Source organism: Phyllobacterium calauticae, from assembly GCF_019991125.1.
GTDB lineage: Bacteria > Pseudomonadota > Alphaproteobacteria > Rhizobiales > Rhizobiaceae > Phyllobacterium > Phyllobacterium calauticae.
The window spans coordinates 84,289-105,709 of sequence record NZ_JAGENB010000006.1; the positions used below are offsets into that span (position 1 = coordinate 84,289).

General features: G+C 58.9%; 20 protein-coding genes. 5 read left to right on the forward strand and 15 right to left on the reverse strand.

The genetic code is table 11. The features are described from left to right. Nucleotide 1: 1 nt before the first annotated feature. Entirely contained in the window at nucleotides 2-844 is an 843-nt protein-coding gene (locus tag J1W56_RS19810) for a GNAT family N-acetyltransferase (protein ID WP_223615021.1), read from the reverse strand. A gap of 188 nt (nucleotides 845-1,032) precedes the next feature. Here J1W56_RS19810 and lexA point away from each other — a divergent pair, with 188 nt between their 5' ends. Beyond that, nucleotides 1,033-1,752 carry a transcriptional repressor LexA gene (lexA, locus tag J1W56_RS19815; RefSeq protein ID WP_223615022.1) on the forward strand — a complete coding sequence of 240 codons (720 nt, stop codon included), beginning with the start codon at nucleotides 1,033-1,035 and terminating at the stop codon, nucleotides 1,750-1,752. On the opposite strand, the gene J1W56_RS19820 is transcribed toward lexA, so the two are convergent. Next, complete coding sequence (locus tag J1W56_RS19820; RefSeq protein WP_223615023.1) at nucleotides 1,746-4,067, reverse strand: ComEC/Rec2 family competence protein; 2,322 nt, start codon at nucleotides 4,065-4,067, stop codon at nucleotides 1,746-1,748. The genes lexA and J1W56_RS19820 overlap by 7 nt on opposite strands. Before the next feature lie 232 nt (nucleotides 4,068-4,299). Here J1W56_RS19820 and gltX point away from each other — a divergent pair, with 232 nt between their 5' ends. Both gltX and gltA read left to right on the forward strand, forming a co-directional pair. Next, nucleotides 4,300-5,724, forward strand: a complete 1,425-nt coding sequence (gltX, locus tag J1W56_RS19825) for a glutamate--tRNA ligase (protein ID WP_223615024.1) — start codon at nucleotides 4,300-4,302, stop codon at nucleotides 5,722-5,724. A 303-nt stretch (nucleotides 5,725-6,027) separates the two neighbouring features. Beyond that, a complete protein-coding gene (gltA, locus tag J1W56_RS19830; protein WP_105732880.1) occupies nucleotides 6,028-7,320 on the forward strand; it encodes a citrate synthase in 1,293 nt (430 codons plus the stop codon). Between the two features lie 63 nt (nucleotides 7,321-7,383). Here gltA and lpxB read toward each other — a convergent pair whose 3' ends face one another. The 13 genes from lpxB to rpsB form a co-directional block, all read right to left on the reverse strand. Beyond that, on the reverse strand, nucleotides 7,384-8,565 hold the full coding sequence (lpxB, locus tag J1W56_RS19835; protein ID WP_223615025.1) for a lipid-A-disaccharide synthase: 1,182 nt from the start codon (nucleotides 8,563-8,565) through the stop codon (nucleotides 7,384-7,386). Then, nucleotides 8,562-9,452 (reverse strand): LpxI family protein, encoded by an 891-nt coding sequence (locus J1W56_RS19840; RefSeq protein ID WP_223615026.1) that lies wholly within the window; start codon nucleotides 9,450-9,452, stop codon nucleotides 8,562-8,564. The genes lpxB and J1W56_RS19840 overlap by 4 nt, the downstream gene beginning before the upstream one ends. Further along, nucleotides 9,436-10,269, reverse strand: a complete 834-nt coding sequence (gene lpxA / locus J1W56_RS19845) for an acyl-ACP--UDP-N-acetylglucosamine O-acyltransferase (RefSeq protein ID WP_223615027.1) — start codon at nucleotides 10,267-10,269, stop codon at nucleotides 9,436-9,438. The genes J1W56_RS19840 and lpxA overlap by 17 nt, the downstream gene beginning before the upstream one ends. Continuing rightward, on the reverse strand, nucleotides 10,269-10,754 hold the full coding sequence (gene fabZ, locus J1W56_RS19850) for a 3-hydroxyacyl-ACP dehydratase FabZ (protein ID WP_223615028.1): 486 nt from the start codon (nucleotides 10,752-10,754) through the stop codon (nucleotides 10,269-10,271). Before fabZ ends, lpxA begins: the two co-directional genes overlap by 1 nt. Continuing rightward, nucleotides 10,747-11,805, reverse strand: a complete 1,059-nt coding sequence (lpxD, locus tag J1W56_RS19855; RefSeq protein ID WP_223615029.1) for a UDP-3-O-(3-hydroxymyristoyl)glucosamine N-acyltransferase — start codon at nucleotides 11,803-11,805, stop codon at nucleotides 10,747-10,749. The genes fabZ and lpxD overlap by 8 nt, the downstream gene beginning before the upstream one ends. Nucleotides 11,806-11,858: 53 nt before the next feature. Further along, a complete protein-coding gene (gene bamA, locus J1W56_RS19860) occupies nucleotides 11,859-14,228 on the reverse strand; it encodes an outer membrane protein assembly factor BamA (RefSeq protein ID WP_223615030.1) in 2,370 nt (789 codons plus the stop codon). Nucleotides 14,229-14,457: 229 nt separating this feature from the next. Further along, the gene (rseP, locus tag J1W56_RS19865; RefSeq protein ID WP_223615031.1) at nucleotides 14,458-15,597 is read right to left on the reverse strand and encodes an RIP metalloprotease RseP; all 1,140 of its coding nucleotides are present in this window, start codon (nucleotides 15,595-15,597) and stop codon (nucleotides 14,458-14,460) included. A 54-nt stretch (nucleotides 15,598-15,651) separates the two neighbouring features. Next, the gene (locus tag J1W56_RS19870; RefSeq protein WP_223615032.1) at nucleotides 15,652-16,503 is read right to left on the reverse strand and encodes a phosphatidate cytidylyltransferase; all 852 of its coding nucleotides are present in this window, start codon (nucleotides 16,501-16,503) and stop codon (nucleotides 15,652-15,654) included. Continuing rightward, nucleotides 16,500-17,219, reverse strand: a complete 720-nt coding sequence (locus J1W56_RS19875) for an isoprenyl transferase (RefSeq protein ID WP_223615033.1) — start codon at nucleotides 17,217-17,219, stop codon at nucleotides 16,500-16,502. Before J1W56_RS19875 ends, J1W56_RS19870 begins: the two co-directional genes overlap by 4 nt. A 40-nt stretch (nucleotides 17,220-17,259) precedes the next feature. Further along, complete coding sequence (frr, locus tag J1W56_RS19880) at nucleotides 17,260-17,820, reverse strand: ribosome recycling factor (protein WP_223615034.1); 561 nt, start codon at nucleotides 17,818-17,820, stop codon at nucleotides 17,260-17,262. Between the two features lie 57 nt (nucleotides 17,821-17,877). After that, nucleotides 17,878-18,600, reverse strand: coding sequence for a UMP kinase (pyrH, locus tag J1W56_RS19885; RefSeq protein ID WP_105732891.1), 723 nt, complete (start codon nucleotides 18,598-18,600; stop codon nucleotides 17,878-17,880). Nucleotides 18,601-18,701: 101 nt separating this feature from the next. After that, nucleotides 18,702-19,625 carry a translation elongation factor Ts gene (gene tsf, locus J1W56_RS19890; protein WP_223615035.1) on the reverse strand — a complete coding sequence of 308 codons (924 nt, stop codon included), beginning with the start codon at nucleotides 19,623-19,625 and terminating at the stop codon, nucleotides 18,702-18,704. A gap of 117 nt (nucleotides 19,626-19,742) precedes the next feature. Beyond that, nucleotides 19,743-20,537 (reverse strand): 30S ribosomal protein S2, encoded by a 795-nt coding sequence (gene rpsB / locus J1W56_RS19895; protein ID WP_223615036.1) that lies wholly within the window; start codon nucleotides 20,535-20,537, stop codon nucleotides 19,743-19,745. A 278-nt stretch (nucleotides 20,538-20,815) separates the two neighbouring features. Here rpsB and J1W56_RS19900 point away from each other — a divergent pair, with 278 nt between their 5' ends. Together J1W56_RS19900 and J1W56_RS19905 are read left to right on the forward strand one after the other, a co-directional pair. Continuing rightward, entirely contained in the window at nucleotides 20,816-21,139 is a 324-nt protein-coding gene (locus J1W56_RS19900; protein ID WP_223615037.1) for a type II toxin-antitoxin system RelE/ParE family toxin, read from the forward strand. Next, a complete protein-coding gene (locus tag J1W56_RS19905) occupies nucleotides 21,139-21,420 on the forward strand; it encodes a helix-turn-helix domain-containing protein (RefSeq protein ID WP_223615212.1) in 282 nt (93 codons plus the stop codon). Before J1W56_RS19900 ends, J1W56_RS19905 begins: the two co-directional genes overlap by 1 nt. Nucleotide 21,421: the final 1 nt, after the last annotated feature.

Here is a 21,421-nt window from a genome sequence, read left to right on the forward strand (position 1 = left end):
CCTAGCCCAATTCGAAGGTTGTGATGCCAAAAATCCGGTCGAGCGGCAATTCGGGCGCCGCTCCGCGATACATGCGTGCGGTTTCGAACACCGGCGCCAGACCGTACCGGTCGCAAAGGCGCCGCGCGGCCCCATTGGTCCCGGGAATATCCAGAAAGACCTGCGCATCCCCGGCTGTTGCTGCGAGGGATTGAAACAGCCGGTCGGCGGTCTCTTCGGTTTCGGCAAACAAGGGACCGATTTTGCAGCCCTCGCGGCATGCGCGCACGACGCCATACCCCGCGATTTTTCCGTCGACAATGCAGGCCAGGCCGTGGCGGGAGCCGGACGGGCCGAGCCAGGCACGGATAAACGATTCCCGTGGTTCGGGATTGAATTGACGGTCATAGGCGGCGACAGCACCGATCCATTGCGCATCGATGGCGACGATATTGCCGCTGGAGGGTGCCCTGCAGCCGGGCGCGCCGCCATAGCGGTAATTCGCATGGGCATAGACAAATCCCGACTTCCGATAGTTTTCCTGCTGGGCAACGACACCATCAAGACCGACGGTCTGTCCGGAAAATCCGCTCAGCACGCCCTGCCAGAGCGACCAGCCGAAACCCAGACCGCGCGATTGCGCACGCACCATGTAGAAGCCGAGAAAGCCGTAGTCTCGCGCATAGCGGACCAGCGAGACCGCTGCCGTCAGCTCACCATTCACCTCAAGCACGTGATAGCCCTTGGGGTCCGCGGCCCAGAATGCGTCCGCATCGTCCAAACCGGGGTTCCAGCCCTCGGCGGCTGCCCAGTCGATGATGGTGGCAAGGTCATGGCGCTCGGCGATTCGGATGAAAGCTGTCATGATATTGTGATATCCAACTGGAAACCGACGCAACAGCGCCCTGAACGGGCGCATTATTGCCCGCATATGCTTCGTAACCAAGCTTCCAGCATTGCCGCAACGGAATATTAAGCACTTGTAGAACAATGCTGGAACAGATAGTGTTTGTTCTGGTTTTGTTTTTCCGATTCCCTGCTAAAGGATCGCCGATGCTCACGCGTAAACAACATGAACTTCTTCTCTTCATTCATGAGCGTCTGAAGGAGACGGGCATTCCGCCATCCTTCGACGAAATGAAGGATGCGCTGGATCTGGCCTCCAAATCCGGCATTCACCGGCTGATCACTGCGCTGGAAGAGCGCGGCTTCATTCGTCGGCTTGCGAACAGGGCACGCGCGCTGGAAGTCCTGCGCCTGCCGGACTCCATCGCACCCGGCCTCAACAGCCAGAGAAAGTTCGAGCCGAGTGTCATCGAGGGCAGTCTCGGACGCAATATTGCGCCGCCGAAGCCGCAGCCGCGCGCCTCCAACGATATGGACATGCCTGCCAATGTCAGCATTCCGGTCATGGGCCGGATTGCCGCCGGTGTGCCGATTTCCGCCATCCAGAACCAGACTCACATGCTGAGCCTTCCGCCAGACATGATCGGCAGCGGCGAACATTACGCGCTTGAGGTCAAGGGCGACTCGATGATCGAAGCAGGCATTTTCGACGGCGATACCGTTGTCATCAAGCGCGGCGACACCGCAAGCCCCGGCGAAATCATCGTGGCGCTGGTCGATGATGAGGAAGCCACCCTCAAGCGGTTCCGCCGCAAGGGTGCCTCGATTGCCCTGGAAGCCGCCAACCCAGCCTATGAAACGCGGATTTTCGGACCGGACCGCGTGCGGGTGCAGGGCAAGCTCGTCGGCCTGATCCGCCGTTACTGACCGGCCGCCGCGTCCCGTTCGGCATTGTTCGGGACGCTTTCGATCGCATGGGCCTTGCGTGAACGCTCCGGGCGGTTGCGCGCCGCATTGGAATGGATGCGGTACTTGTTCCAGGGTCGGTCCGGCGGACCGATCGCCCAGGTCAGGCGGGCCGACTGCACCCTTTGCTCCAGCGCTTCTCCGGCTTTCGATAGATCCGTCACGTCACCCTGCCCTTGCCCGCCGGAGCCGAACCGGATTTCGGCAGCACCGTTCAAGGCGAGATCACGGCGCGTGATCACCATCGGGCCGGGAACGGGGCAACCGGTATCCACGCCGGCAAAGCTTAGCACGACAATATTCCCCTCGCTGCAGGCGGCGTTCCTTTGCGCTGGATCATCCGTATAGGCAATGATGAGACCGCCCGGTTCTCGCGCCAGACAGAGCTTGCCGGCGCATTCGAAGACACCCTCCGCTGCCTCTTTGCCGATCCCCGCCGGTTTGACGATCTGTTCCAGCCCAAAGCCCTGCCGCCAGTTGTTCAACGTGAAGGCGCCGCCCTGCGGGCGATTGATCATCAATGCCGTGCCATTGCGCACACCGGCCAGCCGGCCATCCTCGGACAGGACGATATCCGCCGGCGCTGTGCGCGCCATGATCAAGACGGCCGCAGCAAACAGCGGCAGACTGCACAGACGCAACCACGACGAGAGGAATATCAGGATCACAAGTGCCGCGCTCATCAGGATCAGGCTCGGCTGCGGCATCGGACCGAGATTGCCCGAGGGCGAGAGTGCGGCAACGTGATGGGCGATGAACACGACCAGCTCGATGCCACGCTCCATGACGGCGAACGACAGGAAATCCAGATCGAACGGCATCAGCAACAGCGAAAGTACGGCGAAGGGCATGACCAGAACCGAGACCACGGGCAAGGCAAATGCGTTGCCGATCAGTCCGAGCGGTGCGGTATTGTTGAAATGATAGGCGGCAAAGATCGCGCTGGCCGAACCGGCGACCAGGGATGTCAGGGCGACTTCACTGATATGATCGCCGATCTTGCCGGTCAGCCGCAACAACAGGCTGTTGCCGGATGCACGCCGGGCATTCCCGCCGGCCTTGCGCGGCGACCACCAGCCGTAGAATGCGATCAGTGCGGCGGTGGCCGAGTAGGACATCTGGAAGCTTGGCCCCATCACCTCGTGCGGCGCGATGGCAATGGTTACCAAGGCGGCCAGGGCAACATTACGCAGCGACAGCGCCGCCCGGTCCACGGTCATGGCGACAAGCATGACTGCCAGCATGACAAAGCTGCGCTGGGCCGCCACGTCGATCCCCGAGAGCAGCAGATAGAATGCCGACGCCAGCAGCGCCGCGCATGCCGAGAATTTCTTGATGGGATAGCGCGCAGCAAAGTCCGGAAAGAAGGCCATGCACGCACGCAGCGAGCCGATGACGATCCCGGCCACGAGCGCCATGTGCAATCCCGAAATGGAGAGAATATGCGACAGGCCGCTCAGCCGCATGGCGTTGTTGGTGGCCTCGCTGATGCCATCACGCTGGCCGGTGATCAGCGATGCGGCGATGGCACCGGCTTCTCCCGGCATATGACCGAGGATACGATCGGTGAGTGCCTGGCGCATCGCAGCGACGGCAAACAGCGTTCTGGTCGTCAAATCAGCCGGTTCCGGCAGAGAAGCCGCTTCGGGCTTGCCCAGAAAGAAGCCGCTGCCGCCGATGCCCCTGTAGTAATTGTGGAAGGCAAAGTCATAATTGCCCGATCGCACGGGACCGGATGGCGGGCGCAGATGCACCAGACCGCGCAGCCCGCTGCCTATGGCAGCTTCAGGTGGCAGGGCGCGGGCCGATACAACCAGCCTTGCCGGGGCGTAGCGCAGCTGCGGGCGCTCCGTGGCTATCACGTCCATCGTCACGCGCCAGCCGCCCCGCTCGGCGCGGTTGATCGCGACGATGCGGCCGGTCAGCCGCGTGGTGACGGCGGAGCCGAGCATTGGCGTATCCAGACGCAGCGTTTCCAGCTTGGCACAGAGCATGCCCATGACAACCAGCACTGCGGCGGAAAGGCACATCCCGATCAGATGCCGCTCGCGTGCCAGGAGTTTGAACCCGGCAAGCGCGGTCAATCCGAAGAGGATGGCGCTCAGCCGCGGTTCCACGGGCAAGCCGAAATAGACAATGGCGCCGCTGCCGGCAAAAACCGGAACGAACAGGAAAAGGCTGCCGCGATCATAATCCCGCCCGCATGCCCGGGAAACGGCCGGGAGCAAATCCTGCCCCAACCCCATGCGCCGGCGCAGCGCCGCGGACAGACTCACGCCTCGCCGGGTGACGGCAACATTTTGGGATATTTGGGTCGCAAGACCCGGCTCATCGTCCGCCGGACGATCAAAAAACTGCCGTTCACTCGTTTGTGTACTGGTGCCGGGCCCCTGCATTTGCCTCCAATTCTGCCAATGCCCTTGCACGACAGCGCTCCTATGCTACATCAACGCCAGATCAAATCGATTGGATGTTAGGCTAATGGCCGAGACGTCTGTTGGAGTCCTTATGTCGTCACCTGTTGTTACCCGTTTTGCACCCTCCCCGACCGGATACCTCCATATTGGCGGTGCCCGCACGGCCCTGTTCAACTGGCTTTATGCCAAGCATACGGGCGGCAAGATGCTGCTGCGCATCGAAGACACGGACCGGGAACGCTCCTCGGAAGCGGCTGTCACGGCCATTCTGGATGGCCTGAAGTGGCTGGGCCTCGATTGGGATGGTGATGCGGTGTCGCAATATGAGCGCGCGCCCCGTCACCGGGAAGTCGCCGAAGAGCTGGTCGCCAAGGGCAAGGCTTATTATTGCTATGCTTCACCGACGGAGCTTGAGGAAATGCGCGAAAAAGCCCGCGCCGAGGGCCGCCCGCCACGCTATGACGGCCGCTGGCGCGATCGCGATCCGAAGGAAGCCCCTGCGGGCGTCAAGCCGGTCATCCGCATCAAGGCACCGCAGGACGGCGAAACCCTCGTGCGCGACCTCGTACAGGGCGATGTGCGCTTTCCCAACAAGGATCTCGATGATTTCATCATCCTGCGCTCCGACGGCAATCCGACCTACATGCACGCGGTTGTTGTCGATGATCATGACATGGGCGTCACCCACATCATCCGTGGTGACGATCACCTGACCAATGCCGCGCGCCAGGCCATCATCTATGATGCGATGGGCTGGGATATCCCGGTGATGGGTCATATTCCGCTGATCCACGGTGCGGATGGGGCAAAGCTGTCGAAGCGTCACGGTGCGCTTGGCGTCGAAGCCTATCGCGCCATGGGCTATCTGCCCGCCGCCCTGCGCAACTATCTCGTCCGCCTCGGCTGGAGCCATGGCGATGACGAGATCATGTCCGATGCGCAGATGATCGAGTGGTTCGAGATTTCCGACATCAATCGCGGCGCATCGCGCTTCGACTTCCAGAAGCTCGAAGCGATCAACGGCCACTATATGCGGTTCTCCGCCGATGCAGATCTGGTCAAGGCGATGATCGACATCCTGCCGGAAATCGAAGGCGGCGCGGACATTCTGTCGCGGCTGAACGAGCGGACCCGTCAGCAATTGCTGGCGGCAATGCCCGGCCTGAAGGAACGTGCCAAGACGCTGGTCGAACTGGCGGACAGTGCGAAATACCTGTTTGCGCAGCGCCCGTTGGCATTGGATGAAAAGGCAGCCGGCCTGTTGAATGAAGAGGGCCTGGGTGTGCTTTCCGGTGTTCTCCCGGCGCTGTCGGCTGTCAATGACTGGACTCCCGAAGCATTGGATGCGGCGGTGCGGGTTCATGCGGAAAATACCGGCCTGAAGCTGGGTAAAATCGCCCAGCCCTTGCGCGCCGCGCTGACGGGAAGAGCAACATCTCCGGGGGTTTTCGACGTGCTGGCGGTGCTTGGCCGCGAGGAGTCATTGGGGCGTATCGAAGACCGGATAAAAGGTTAATCCGTAGCCTCGACGGTGCATTTTTTGCATTGCAACATTGTGCCGTTCGGCTACGGTGTCGTGCCTGAGAAAATCAGGATAAAGACCTTGCAAAGAGGTCAAGGCTTTGGGCCAGTGTGCTGAACGCAGAGGTCAGAAAATAACCTGCCTGGAAGGAACATCCTGTTTCAAAGGCATACTGGAATATGAAGTAACTCGTGTGCTTTCACTTCCGAAGTTCGACGAGAGTCTACTGCTCAAGCAGCGAACTTCGGAATTGGTACACGGGATGTCAGCGGGAGCTGAAGCAAGAAAGGAACGGCAATGTCTGAGAATAGCGTCAACATCGATCTGAATGGTCACGAGTTTGCGTTACCGATTAAAAAAGGCACCATCGGACCTGATGTCGTGGACATTGGAACACTCTACAAGAACACGGGTGCATTCACCTACGATCCGGGTTTTACATCCACAGCCTCCTGCGAGTCGCAGATCACCTATATCGACGGTGACGAAGGCATTTTGCTGCATCGCGGCTATCCGATCGAACAACTCGCCGAAAAGGGCGACTTCCTCGAAACCTGCTATCTCCTGCTTTACGGCGAACTGCCGACAAAGAGCCAGAAGCATGATTTCGACTATCGCGTGACGCACCACACCATGGTGCACGAACAGATGTCGCGCTTCTTCAGCGGCTTCCGCCGTGACGCCCATCCCATGGCGGTCATGGTCGGCTGCGTTGGCGCCCTGTCCGCCTTCTATCACGACTCGACCGATATTTCCGATCCGCATCAGCGCATGGTTGCATCCATCCGCATGATCGCCAAGATCCCGACCCTGGCTGCGATGGCTTACAAGTATCACATCGGTCAGCCCTTCGTTTACCCGAAGAACAATCTCGATTTCGCCACCAACTTCCTGCACATGTGCTTTGCCGTACCGTGCGAAGACTACGTCCCCAATCCGGTTCTTGCCCGCGCAATGGACCGGATTTTCATTTTGCACGCTGATCACGAGCAGAATGCCTCGACGTCGACAGTGCGTCTTGCCGGTTCGTCCGGTGCCAATCCGTTCGCCTGTATCGCTGCCGGCATTGCCTGCCTCTGGGGCCCTGCCCATGGCGGCGCCAATGAGGCTGCGCTCAACATGCTCGGCGAAATCGGTACGGTTGACCGCATTCCGGAATTCATCAACCGCGCCAAGGACAAGAACGATCCGTTCCGCCTGATGGGCTTTGGCCACCGCGTCTACAAGAACTACGATCCGCGCGCCAAGATCATGCAGCAGACCACCAAGGAAGTTCTCGCCGAACTCGGCATCAAGGACGATCCGCTGCTCGACGTCGCCATGGAACTGGAGCGCATTGCCCTGACCGACGAATATTTCATCGAGAAGAAGCTCTATCCGAACGTCGATTTCTATTCCGGCATCACCTTGAAGGCGCTCGGCTTCCCCACCACCATGTTCACCGTGCTGTTCGCCGTTGCCCGTACGGTTGGCTGGATTGCCCAGTGGAAGGAAATGATCGAAGACCCACACCAGAAGATCGGCCGCCCGCGCCAGCTTTACACCGGTGCAACGCAGCGCGACTACGTTCCGGTCGGCAATCGCAAATAAGATCATCCAGAATACGAAAAAAGGCGCCATTCGGCGCCTTTTTCATATCCAAAAGCCTGTTCCTCAGGCCCTCTGATGCACGTATTCGAGAACTTTCTCGGCGGCAATCTCGCCGGACGGCCGTTCGGTCCGCATCAATGCCGCGATCTCATCGAACCCCTTGAGCTGCAACGCCCGGGCATGGCCGGGTTTCAGCAGTTGTTCGATCTCGCGGGCCAGCGGGCCGGGACGAACGAACTGGTTGAAATATTCCTGCACGACCCGCTTGTCGGCGATGATATTGGGCAAGGCCGCACTCCAGACCTTGATGCGCGGCGCAATGAACATGCGCGCCAGCCAGTCAGGCCGGTATGACAACACCGTCGGGATGCGCGCCAGTGCGAGTTCCAGCGACACGGTCCCGGACGCGGCCAGAGCCGCGTCGGCTTCGGCGAAGGCTTTCAGGCGTTCCGCTTCGCCCACCACAATGTTTGGCTGGACTTTCCAGCCAGCAGTGAGCTGGCGCACCAGTGGTTCGACTTTGGGAAGCGTCGGCAATGTCAGCCTGAAGCGGTTGCCGCGTTCCGCCAGCAGTTCAATTGCCTCACCGAAAGGTTTGGAAAGGCTTGATATTTCTGCTCTTCGCGACCCCGGCAGGACAACAAGATTATGTTCGGTTCTGTCAGCGAAACTGCTTTCCCGCGCCCGGTTCCGCTCTGCCGCCGCCAGCAGCGGCGCATGGGTCACCAGCCTGTGGCCGACATAGGTGGCGGGCGGGCCGTCGAGATCTTGCAATGCCTGCACCTCGAACGGCAGAATGGCCAGCACATGGTCGATATAGCCGCGCATCGCCTTGGCGCGTTCCGGGCGCCAGGCCCAGACCGACGGGCTGATATAGTTGATGATCGGGATCGAGGGATCGGCTGCGCGTACCTTGCGCGCGACGCGATGGGTGAAATCCGGACTGTCGATAATCACGAGGCAATCGGGTTTCGCCGCAATGATGGCTTTGGCCAGCTGCGCTATGCGGCGGATGAGCTGCGGCAGTTTGGTGACGATGGCCGTCAGCCCGACCAGAGCGATTTCGTGCTGGTCGAACAAGGAGTTGAGGCCAAGGGCTGAGAGATGCTCGCCGCCGACACCGGTCAGCGTCACCTCGCCCGGATATTGGCGCCGCAGGGCTTGCACCAGATCGGCACCAAGCAGGTCGCCGGACTCTTCGCCGGTGACAATGGCAAGGCGAAGCGGCTTTGCTGCTGTTTTCACTCGGCCTCCTGCGCAAAAGTTTCGATGAAAATACCGGCTTCGTTGGCAGCGGCGATTGTTTCGGCATAGCCAAGGATCAGCGTGCGCCGTGCCTCGATGGCAATGCCCTTCAGACCGGCCTTCACCGCATTCTCGACCGTACTTACGCCGATGGCCGGCAAATCCGCCCGCACTTCCTGCTGCGGCTTGGCGCATTTCACCAGCACACCGCCCTTGCGGTTGATCCGCTTGGCAACGCGCAATTCGGCCACCCGCTGCAGCATGGCATCGGTGCCCTCCACGCCCTCCAGCGCCACCACGCGGCTGCCGACGGCAATGGCCGCCTGCCCGATATCGAGCGAGCCGATCATGATGGCCGCCTCGCGCGCGGCCCGCATATCGGCAATGCTTGCCTGATCGGCTTTCTTCCGGGTGATGGTGCCCACTTCAGGTGCCAGAATATCCGGAACGATCTCGTGCGCACCGACAACCCGGAAACCGTAGGATTCAATGGTTGAGATCACGGCCTTGAGCAACCCGTCATCGCCGAGGCGAAAAGCTCGCATGAAACGATACAACGCGACGAGATTGCCGTTACCGGGCCGCAGCGCCGCGGAGAATTCCGGCCGGTGACGCACGCCCCCCGCCAGAACGACATTGCTGATCTCTTCCGATTTCAGGATTTTCATCAAGCCGCCCAGCTCGACGATCGAGATTTCGGCGTGCTTGCGCGCATTGATCTCGGGCGATGCCTCGCCCTTGATGGCAATGATCAGAGGGTTCGCACCCTGCTTCTGCAGGCTTTCCGCGATGGAAATGGGCAGGAGTCCGTTGCCCGCGACAATCGCCGTGCGGCCCGTTATGGCCGCCGGTTGCGTCCCATCCGTGGTCTTAGCTGTTGTCGTCACTGTCGCTGGTCTCGATTCCGGAACCGAGGGGCGGCGTGCAGAAGGCACGTTTGGTATCAGCGGTGATGAAATCGACCAGATCGAGAACCGCCGGCGATTGAGAAAAGGCAAGACGCACGTCACTGGCGCGATTACGGACCGGCTTGCTGCGGTCGAACAGCATGCGCACCGCACGGCGCAGATTGTGTATCTCCGGACGGGCCATGCCCGAGCGCTTCATGCCGACAATGTTCAGGCCGCCCAGATAGGCATGATTGCCGATCACCATGCCATAGGGAATGACATCCAGTGCCACCGCTGCAAGCCCGCCGACAAACGCATGGTGGCCAACCCGCACAAACTGATGCAACGCAGCGCCGCCGCCGATGATGACATTGTTGCCGACGGACACGTGGCCGCCGATCATGACGTTATTGGCAAAGGTCACATTGTCGCCGATGTCGCAATCATGCGCCACATGCGAATAGGCCAGGAACATGCAGTTGTCGCCAACCGTGGTCAAACCCCGGCTGCCATCGGTGCCGCGATTCATCGTGACGCCTTCGCGGATCGTGCAGTTCCGGCCAATGACAAGCGTGGTGTGCCCACCCTTGTGCTTGGTGTTCTGCGGATCGCCGCCCAGAATGGCGTTCGGATAGACCTTCGCACCATCGCCGAGGGTGGTCGCCCCCATGATGACGACATGGCTCAGCAGAGTGACATCATTGCCAATGACCGCTTCCGGTCCGATATGGCAGAATGGCCCGATGTTTACCCTGTCACCAATCTTTGCGCCCGCCTCGACAATCGACGTGGGATGAATGCTGGAATTGGACATCAAGCTCCGGTCTCGTCTTCTTCTGGGAAGCTGACCATTGCCGCCACGTCAGCTTCGGCAACCTTCACGCCGTCAACTTCCGCAACGCAGCTGTACTTGTGGATGTTGCCGCGCTGCTTCAGCTTGGTCACGCGCAGCTTGAGCTGATCACCCGGCACGACAGGCTTGCGGAACTTGGCATTGTCGATGGTCATGAAGAACACCTTGCCCGGCTTGCCGCTGCCATTATGGAACAGAACGATAGCACCGGCGGTCTGGGCCATGGCTTCAATGATCAGAACGCCGGGCATGATCGGCAGTTCAGGAAAATGACCGGCAAAATGCGGCTCGTTGATGCTGACATTCTTGATGCCCGTGGCCGAGACATCGCGATCGATATCGACGATGCGGTCGATCAGCAGAAAGGGATAGCGATGCGGCAGATTTGCCAGAAGCTTCTGGATGTCCGCGACGCCAAGACTGCTCGCCTGTACATTTTCATTCATCTGAACTGCTCTCCTTCTTGGTTCTGGTCATCGCGCGGACACTCGCGATTTCACGGAACCATTGCTTGAACGGCTGCGCGGGCGCACCGGCCCACCGCTCACCGTCCGGAATATCATTCATCACACCGCTTGCTGCGGCGATTTCCACGCGGGAACCAATATTGACGTGATCCTTGATGCCGACGCTGCCACCCAGCATCGTCATGTCGCCAAGCACCACACTGCCGGAAATGCCACATTGCGCAGCAATCACGCAATGGCGTCCAATACGAACATTGTGGGCAATCTGCACGAGATTGTCGATTTTTGTGCCTTCGCCGATCACCGTATCGGCGAGCGCGCCGCGATCAATGGTCGTGTTGGCGCCAATTTCGACATTGTCCTGAATGATGACGCGGCCAAGCTGGGGCATCTTGTCGAGGCCGGCCTTGCCCGGAACATAACCAAAGCCATCCTGCCCGATACGCACACCCGGATGCAGCAGCACACGATTGCCAAGAAAGGCATACTGGACCGAGCAGCTCGGTGCGATATAGCAATCGCGGCCGATCTTGCAGCCATTGCCGATGACCACGCTGGCGGCAATGACGGTGCCGGCACCGATGGAAACGCGCTTGCCGATGATGACACCGGGCTCGATCGTCACGCCGTCTTCTATTTCGGCGGTTGGATCAATAATGGCGTGGGGTGAAACACCCGTCTCTTCGCCGCTCCAGAGATGCGCATTCACCGCCCGCGGATAAAGCGCGCGGCCAATGGCGGCGAAATCCTGCTGCGGATGGCGGCTGACGATAACGGCAACGGTCTTGGGCACGCTCGCTTTGACTTCGTCCGTGCACAGAACGCCGGCGGCTTTCAAACCTTCGAGATTTTGCGCGTTCTTCTTGCCATCGATGAACACAAGCGCATCGGGACCGGCATCAGCCAGGGATGCGAGACGCGCGACCGGCCGGTTGGCCAGAGAACTGTCCACAAGAACGCCATTGGTCAGATCGGCGATCTGACCAACAGTCACGTTCAGCAGTGGCTCATAAAAGATCGGATCGGCCATCGACTAACTTTCTCCCCCGGGGAAATATGCTCCCCCGGGAGGTCAGCAATCTATCAGAATTTGCTCGACATGCCGAAGTTGAAGTTCTGCACCTGATCGCCATCCACTTTCTTGACGGGGAAAGCGTAGTCGAAGCGCAGCGGACCGAACGGCGATGCCCACATGATACTTACACCCGCGGATGCGCGCCATTCCATGCTGGTGTTCGATGCCTGCTTGAGATCATTGCCATACAATGTAGCAGCGTCGGCAAACAGGGCGCCACGAATACCCAGGCTCTCAGGAACGATCGGCAGCGGGAACTGCGTTTCCACGGTGGCATTGAAGTAGGTATTACCACCCAGGAAGCTGCCCTTGGCATCTGCCACGCTCAAGTCGCGTGGACCGATACCGGCATATTTGAAGCCGCGAATCATTTCCTGATTGTTCTTGAACGTGTCAAACACGCGCAGATCGTCGCCAAATCCCTTGATGTAGCCAGCGCCGACACCGACGAGGCCGACAATGTCCATTTCCTGGGAAAGCGTCTTGTAGTAGCTGCCCTTGAACGTTGTCTTCAGGTAGTTGGCATCGCCGCCGACACCAGCATATTCCTGGTTGAACTTGGCATAGAGACCATCATGCGGGTTTTTCGTATCGTCGATGGTATTGTAGACAAGCGACCAGCTGACCGACGACTTGATCCATGTACCGCGATTTGCCGCATCAATGAACGCCTGCGAAATCTGCGACGGATCGGGAATGTCCGTTCCCGGGATCTTCGCAGCGTCTTCGATCGTGTATTTTTCCTGCGACAGGTTGTAAGCAACACCCGCCGTCAGTGTTTCGGTGATCGGCAGACCAAAACGGATTGTACCGCCGGTCAAATCGGTCTGATACTTGTCATTGACGCCGGACTGGCGCTTGAACAGATCGAAACCAGCCGAAATACGCTGACCGAGGAAGTAAGGCTCGGTGAAGGACAGCGAGTATGTACGGTTGTTGTTCAGACCGCCACCGGCAGCAATACGGATATACTGGCCGCGACCAAGGAAGTTGCGCTCGGTGATCGAGCCTTCGACTGTCGGTCCGGGGCTTTCACCACCGGTCGTATAACCACCACCGATGGAGAATTCACCGGTCGACTTCTCGACAACGTCCACAACCAGAACAACCTGGTCAGGCTGCGAGCCGGGAGCGGTCGAGATATTGACGGTCTGGAAGAATTCAAGCCTCTCCAGGCGCTTCTTGGCGCGCTGGATCAGAACCTGATTGAACGCATCGCCTTCGCTCACATCGAATTCACGGCGGATGACGTAGTCACGTGTCTTCTCGTTGCCGCGGATTTCAATGCGCTCGAGATAGGCGCGCGGGCCCTGATCGATGTTGTAGACGACCGAAATCGTGTGGTTCTCGAAGTTGCGGTCGCCGCGCGGTTCCACCTTGGCAAAGGCATAACCCTGGCCAGCCACCTTTTCGGACAGCTTGATGATGGAGTCTTCGACTTCCTTGGCGTTGTACGTATCGCCTTCGGATGTCTGCACGAGACCACCCAGCTTGGATGTATCGACACCCTCGACCGAGCTCTGGATTTCTACGCCGCCGAACTTGTACTTCTCACCCTCTTCAACCGTAACGGTGATCGTGTATTCGTTGGTGGCAGCATCGAGATTGGCCGTCGACGAGACGACGCGGAAATCCGCATAACCGCGGTTGTAATAGAAGCGGCGCAGCAACTCTTCGTCCGCCCGCATGCGATCTTCGCTGTACACGTCATTGCGCGTCAGCCAGGACAACGGGTTGGAACGCTTGGTCGAAATCACGTCGCGCAGGCGGCGCTCACCAAAGGCGTTATTGCCGACAAACACGATGTTGGCGATCTTGGTGCGGTCACCTTCGTTGATGTCGAAGACAACGTTGACGCGACCCTGACCGAGATCCATGATGCGCGAACTTACCGTAGCATCGCTGCGGCCGATGTTGCGATAAGCGGCGCGGACAGCCTCGGTATCGGCGTCGAGCGTCTGCTGGCTGAAGGCGCTGCGCGACTTCGACTGCACGGCACCGGACAGCTGCGCGTCCTTGATCTTCTTGTTGCCGCGGAAAATGACCTGATTGACGACCTGATGCTCGGACACGGTGACGATCAACGCACCGCCGGACTGGGTGATGCGCACATCGCCGAACAGACCCGTGTTGAACAGGCGCTTGGTGGCAGCATCAATATCATTGTTGGAGAAAGGCTTGCCTGGCGTGATGCCGAGATTGTCCTTGACCGTTTGGGCATCCACACGGGTATTCCCGCGCACTTCAATGCGGCTGACGGTTGCTGCCTGTGCTGCTGTAATCCCCGCAACCGTCGTAACGATCGCTCCCGAACTTACCAGAGCCGCTGAAATGGCGAGCGCCGACGCTGCACCAACGAATTTTGAACTTGCCGCCATAGGCCTACTAAACCTTTGTTTCTCGTTGTCCCCGGGCGAGATCCCGGACTAAGCAATTACTCGCACACCGTCATAGCCGGTTTTTACATACACGCAAGGCTTACGGTTAAAATCTATTTACTTCACACGAAAGCGTGGCATCCCTGCCACGCCATTCACGGCTTATAGTAAACAGATCATAACGCTTTTCCACCCCACCCCTCTAATTTTCACTAATGTTTAATTTTCATCACCGACAGGCGAAAAGATCATTAAACACAACAAAACCCATGAATCCCAGCACCAGAAGGAAGCCAATCCGGAAGAAAATCTCCTGAACGGCCGGCTTTACCGGCCTGCGGATGACCGCTTCCACGGCATAAAAGATCAAATGTCCGCCATCCAGGGGCGGCAACGGGAAAAGATTGAGCAAACCGATGCCGATCGACAGCATGGCGGTCAGCTGAATCAGCCAGTCGATCCCCTGACTGGCGGCCTTGCCTGCCATCGTGGCAATTTTGACCGGCCCGCCCAGCTGGCACTTGTCTTCCCTGCCCGCAAAGAAACGGCTGAAAAACTGGCCCGTCCGGGCAATAATGAAACCGCTTTCACGCACCGCCTGGCCGACTGATTCGATGGGGTTGTAGGTCACCCGCCGAAAGTTGCCGAACTCCTGATTGTTCACCACACCGATCACGGCGATTTTCACCGGATTGCCCAAGGCGTCCTTCTGTTCGGCAAGCTCCGGAGTGGCGGTCAGGCTGACCTCCTGCCCCTTGCGCTCGACGACAAATTTCAGGGAATCGCCCGCACGTGCCGAAACATGCCGCTGAACATCGGCAAAGGTTTCGACCTTGTCCCCGTCCACGCTGATGAAGCGGTCGCCCGGCAGAAATCCGGCCACGGCAGCGGGGCCGCCCGGACGCACTTCCGCAACCACGGGGTCTGCCACCATGCGGCCATAGAGCGCAAAGAAGACGGAAAAGATCGCAACCGTCAGCAGAATATTGAACGCCGGGCCGGCAAAGACCGTCGCCGCGCGCTTCCACACGGGTTGGGTGTGGAAAGCAACGGCGCGCTCCTCGGCGGTCATGTTTTCAGACAAGCCGATCGGCGAACTGGCCACGCTCTCGTCGCCGGCGAACTTCACATAACCGCCCAGGGGAATCGCCGACAATTTCCAGCGGGTGCCGCTGCGGTCGTTGAACCCGAACAATTCAGGCCCGAAACCGATCGAAAAGGCCATGACGCCGATGCCGCACCACCGTCCCACGAGATAGTGCCCCATCTCGTGAACGAAGACGACAACCGTGAGTACAATCAGAAAGGGTAAAATCGTACCGATAAGCAAACCGTGCGTGCCGAAGATATAGCTCAGCGTATCCGTCAAAGTGTCCTCCGGGCCTTGCCCAACCCCGTCAGAGGGTCACCTAAGCTCAGCCTGCTAGAAAAGAATGTCGTAAGGCGTTTCCGGCTTCACCAGAATTGCCCCGATGAGGTACAGCAATGCCGCTGCGGCTACAAGTCCATCCACCCGGTCCATCACGCCACCGTGACCGGGGATCATGTATCCCGAATCCTTGACGCCGAATTTCCGTTTGACCCATGATTCGCCGAGATCGCCGATCTGCGCGGTCACCGACAGCACGAAGGCGATGAGCGGAATGGGCACGCCGCCGGCCGGGGTAATGAAGGCTGCGCAGGCCACACCGGCAGCCACGCCGGCAGCAGCGCCGCCAATGGCCCCAGACCAGGTTTTATTCGGCGAGAAACGCGGCGCCAGTTTTGGCCCGCCCAGTGCCCGCCCGTTGAAATAGGCGAAGATATCGGTCGACCAGACGACGGCAAACAGGAACAGAACGGCGGCAAAGCCATCTCCCGTATCGCCGCGCACGAATGTCAGCGCGATGGCCGGAAATCCGGCATAGAGCAGACCGATCGCCGGCCACAAACCGGATTGCCGTCCGCCCAGCAAGGCTGTCAGCGCGGCTCCTGCCAGCAATATGGCAATGATCAACAATCCGTTGTGCGACAGCAGCAAAAGTCCAAGCACCACGATCAGGCAGGCCCAGGCAACGCCGCGGGTCAGCGGACTGGAACGATCGAGCGTTATGGCATGCCATTCATAGAAGACACCCAAACCGATGGCACTGGCCATGAGCGCAAATGGCACGCCGCCAACCCAGGTCAGGGCGACGGCGATTGCAATCATGACAACGGCACTGAGGGTTCGTTTATGCAGATTGCTGAGACGGCCGGAGCCCTTGTCCGGTGCGGATGGCCCCGAAGCCGTCACAGAGCTATTTCCTGCTGATTGACGCCGCCAAAGCGCCGCTCGCGCATATGGAAGGTTTCGATCGCTTCCGCCAGGTGGGTGGATTTGAAATCCGGCCAGTAGCACGGCAGGAACATGAATTCCGAATAGGCCGCCTGCCAGAGCAGGAAGTTCGACAGCCGCATCTCGCCGCTGGTGCGAATGATCAGGTCAGGATCCGGAATGCCCGCCGTATCGAGCCGCTCGGTGATAGCCTCGGCGGTCACCTCGTCCTGCGTCAGGACACCCGCCGCCACGTCGGACAGCAGCGCCTTCACCGCGCGGGTGATTTCATTGCGCGAACCGTAGTTGAAGGCAATGATCAGCGTCAGTGCCGTGTTCTTCTCGGTCAGGCTTTCCGCTTCGGTCAGGAGGGCGCGAATATCCTTCGCCAGGCCTTCCCGCTCACCGATAATGCGCACGCGCACATTCTCGCGATGCAGATCAGCCAGATCGCGCCGGATGAACAGCTTGAGCAGGCCCATCAGGTCCGACACTTCGGATCGCGGGCGCGACCAGTTTTCCGATGAGAACGCAAACAGGGTCAGGTATGGAATGCCCATTTTGCCGGCGGCGCGAATGGTCTCGCGCAGCGCGTCGACGCCCGCCTTGTGACCGGCGGTGCGTGGCAGGCCACGTGCTTTTGCCCAACGGCCATTTCCATCCATGATGATGGCAATGTGGCGCGGATTGGACATGGCATTCAACCTCCGGTGGTATTAACGGGCTAAAAACAGACTAAACCTGCATGATTTCCGTCTGCTTGACTGCAACAACCCTATCCATTTCGGCAATGGTCTCGTCCGTCAGCTTCTGTACTTTTTCGGAAAGAACGCGGTTGTCATCCTGACTGATCGCGCCATCCTTTTCGAGCTTTTTCAACTCGTCCATGCCGTCGCGGCGCACATGGCGGGCTGCAACTTTCGCCTGCTCCACATACTGATGGGCAATCTTGACGAGTTCCTTGCGGCGCTGCTCATTGAGTTCCGGCAAGGGAATGCGCAGATTGTTGCCGTCGGTGATCGGATTGAGGCCGAGACCAGACTCGCGAATGGCACGCTCGACCTTGCCAACCATCGACTTGTCCCAGACCGAGACGGCAAGCATGCGTGATTCGGGCACGGTGATGTTGGCGACCTGGTTCAGCGGCATATGCGAGCCATAGGCCTCGACGGTGATCGGCTCCAGCAAACTCGCCGATGCACGGCCTGTCCGCAGGCCATTGAGGTCATGTTTCAATGCCTGCACGGCACCATCCATACGGCGCTTCAGGTCATTCAAATCGAGTGCATCACTCATATTCAACGCTCCTATATTCTTTCCGTTATTCTGGTCAGCCCCTGCGAGGTTGGCGGGTCAATCGTCGGAAACGATTGTCGCGCGTCCTCTGCCCTGCAGAATTTCGGCAAAACCACCCTTTTCGTGGATTGAATAGACAATTATTGGGATATTGTTCTCGCGCGCAAGGGCCACGGCTGTTGTATCCATCACCGTAAGGCCGCGATCGAGCATCTCCTTGTGGGTAAGTCGCTCAAAGCGGACGGCGCTGGGGTCCTTTTTAGGGTCAGCGGTGTAAACGCCGTCAACCTGCGTGCCCTTGAACAGGGCATCGGCACCCACTTCGGCTGCGCGCAACGCTGCGGCCGAATCTGTCGTAAAGAATGGATTGCCCGTGCCGCCGGCAAAAATCACGACCTTCCCCATGTCCATATAGGCTGTCGCCTGTCTCTGCGAGAACGTCTCGCACAATTCAGGCATGGCAATGGCGGAAAGGACGACGGTGTCTATGCCAATTTTGACGAGGGAGGTGCGCAAGGCCAGTGAATTGATCACCGTGGCAAGCATGCCCATGTGGTCGCCGGTGACCCGGTCGCCGCCCTTGGACGCGACAGCGACGCCGCGAAAGATATTGCCGCCGCCAATCACCACCCCGACTTCAACGCCGAGCGCCCGCGCTTCGGCAATATCACTGGCAATACGGTCGGCAACCGCAACGTCGATACCGAAACCCTGATCGCCCATGAGGGCTTCACCGGAGGCTTTCAGTAGAACGCGTTTATAGACAGCCGTACCAACCATAAGACCTCCCGCAGAGTCGTGCATTTCAGATATTCGAAGCCCGGATACACCAAGGGCACCGCGTTGTCACGCGATGCCCTCTGATTTCGTCAGTTGTGAAATTACTTCTTCACAGCTGCTGCAACTTCCGCTGCGAAATCGGTCTCTTCCTTCTCGATGCCCTCGCCCAGAGCAAAACGGGCAAATGCCGTGATCTTGGCCGGTGCGCCGATTGCCTTTTCCGCATCTTTCAGAGCGGCTTCGACAGTCAGGTCAGGATTGATGACGAAAGCCTGCGAGAGAAGAACAACTTCCTCATAGAACTTGCGCAGACGGCCTTCGACCATCTTTTCGATGATGTTGTCTGGCTTGCCGGACTGGCGTGCAGATTCGGTGAAAACCGCCTTTTCACGCTCAACGGCAGCCGGATCGACTTCAGCGGCGGTCAAAGCCAGCGGGTTGGTTGCCGCAACGTGCATGGCCACCTGGCGGCCGAATGCATTGGCAGCGTCGGCATTGCCGGCGGTTTCAATGGCAACGAGAACACCGAGCTTGCCGAGACCGTCGGAAACAGCATTGTGAATGTAGGTTGCAACAACGCCTTCACCAACGCTGAGCGCTGCAGAACGGCGGAAAGACAGGTTTTCGCCGATTGTGCCAACCGCATCCTTGATGGTGTCGACAACGGACTTGCCGGTTGCCGGATAGGTCGCAGCAGCAACGGCAGCCGTGGAACCATCGCTACCAAGAGCGACCGTCGCAACGTTGCGAACGATGTCCTGGAACGCATCGTTGCGCGCAACGAAGTCCGTTTCGGAGTTGACTTCAACGATAACCGACTTCTTGCCGTTGGTTGCAACGCCAACGAGACCTTCGGCAGCCGTACGGCCGGCCTTCTTGTCGGCCTTGGAAATGCCCTTGGCACGCAGCCAGTCAATCGCAGCTTCCATGTCGCCATTGGTTTCGGTCAGGGCTGCCTTGCAGTCCATCATGCCGGCACCGCTGATTTCGCGGAGTTCTTTTACCTGTGATGCAGAAATGCTCATTATGTCGCCTCTTCTCAAAGCGAAGGCATACTGGGGAAACCAGCATGCCAACTTTGCGGCGCGTCATGCGCCAATACAATTGTTTTTAGTCACCCGTTACGACGGGTATATGAAGCCTCAAGCGGAGGCTTCACCGTCCTGTGCAGGAGCCGGTGCCGGCTCTTCGAGCGCTGGCTCGACAGGCGCTTCGTCCTGGGCGCCGATATCGATGCCGAGCGAGCCCTGCTGACGCAGGATGCCATCGAGGGCAGCCTTGGCAATCAGATCGCAATAGAGCGAAATGGCGCGCGACGCGTCGTCGTTGCCGGGGATCGGGAAGTCGATCTGGTCCGGATCGCAGTTGGAGTCGATAACGGCTACAACCGGAATGCCGAGACGCTTGGCTTCCTGAATGGCAATCGCTTCCTTGTTGGTATCGATGATGAAGATCAAGTCCGGGATCGAACCCATGTTCTTGATACCGCCGAGGGCGCGGTTGAGTTTTTCGCGTTCACGATCGAGGTTCAGGCGTTCCTTCTTGGTGAAGCCCTGTGCTTCGCCGGAAAGAAGTTCGTCCAGCTTGCGCAGACGCTGAATGGAGTTCGAGATCGTCTTCCAGTTGGTCATCATGCCGCCGAGCCAGCGGGCATTGACGTAATACTGGGCCGAACGGGTTGCCGCATCGGCAATGATGTCCGAAGCCTGGCGCTTGGTGCCGACGAACAGAACGCGGCCACCACGGGCTACGGTGTCGGAAACCTTCTGCAGCGCGCGGTGAAGCAGCGGAACAGTCTGGGCCAGATCGAGAATGTGAATGTTGTTGCGGTCACCATAAATGTATGGTGCCATTTTCGGGTTCCAGCGATGTGTCTGGTGGCCGAAGTGAACGCCAGCTTCGAGGAGCTGACGCATGCTGAAATCAGGCAATGCCATCTCTTAGTTTTCCTTTTCCGGTTTAACCTCCACAGGAAAGAGGCGGGAAACCCGCCACCGGAGGCCATATCGGATTTCTCCCGATATCAACCCAAATCCCGTGTGTGGAATGAAGCGGCTGTTAATGGATATTACCGGCAAACGCAAGAGCCATGGCTGATTTTCGCTTCATTTGGTTCCACCAGCCCTCTTACGACCATCGTTCAATGTCCGTCTTACGGGCCGCCCGCTATACTCTTGTGCGCTTTATACAAAAACTGATATAATGGACAATCAATATGAAACGTGTGGAGTTTGCCGGCAATTCACTCGCTTCACTCCGGGATTTCCCCGAGGCCATACGCAAGGAGATTGGCGTTCAACTGCACAAGTTACAACTTGGCCTGTCTCCAACCGATTGGCGTCCGATGCCTGCCATCGGAAGTGGCGTACGTGAAATACGTGTGCGGGATAGCCAGGGGGCTTTCAGGGTTATCTATATCTCCGCCTTGGCGGACGTCGTTTATGTTTTGCATGCATTTCAGAAGAAGACGCAGAAAACAGCAAGCAAAGACCTGAACATAGCTGCCCTACGGCTACAAAGACTTCTGGAGATAAAATGATGAAGCGAGAGAGTTTCTCAAGTGTATGGGATGCCTTGGAACGCAATTCCGCGGAAGCCGCCAACATGTCCATGCGATCCAGCCTGATGATTGCGATCGAGCAGCAGGTGAAAAGCTGGAAGCTCACGCAAGTCGAGGCCGCGCAGCGTCTCGGATTAACGCAGCCGCGCCTGAATGATCTTCTGCGCGGCCGGATCACGCATTTCAGCCTGGATACACTGATCAATATCGCCCGAGATGCCGGACTCACCGTCCGGCTGGAGATAAGTCAGGCAGCATAAG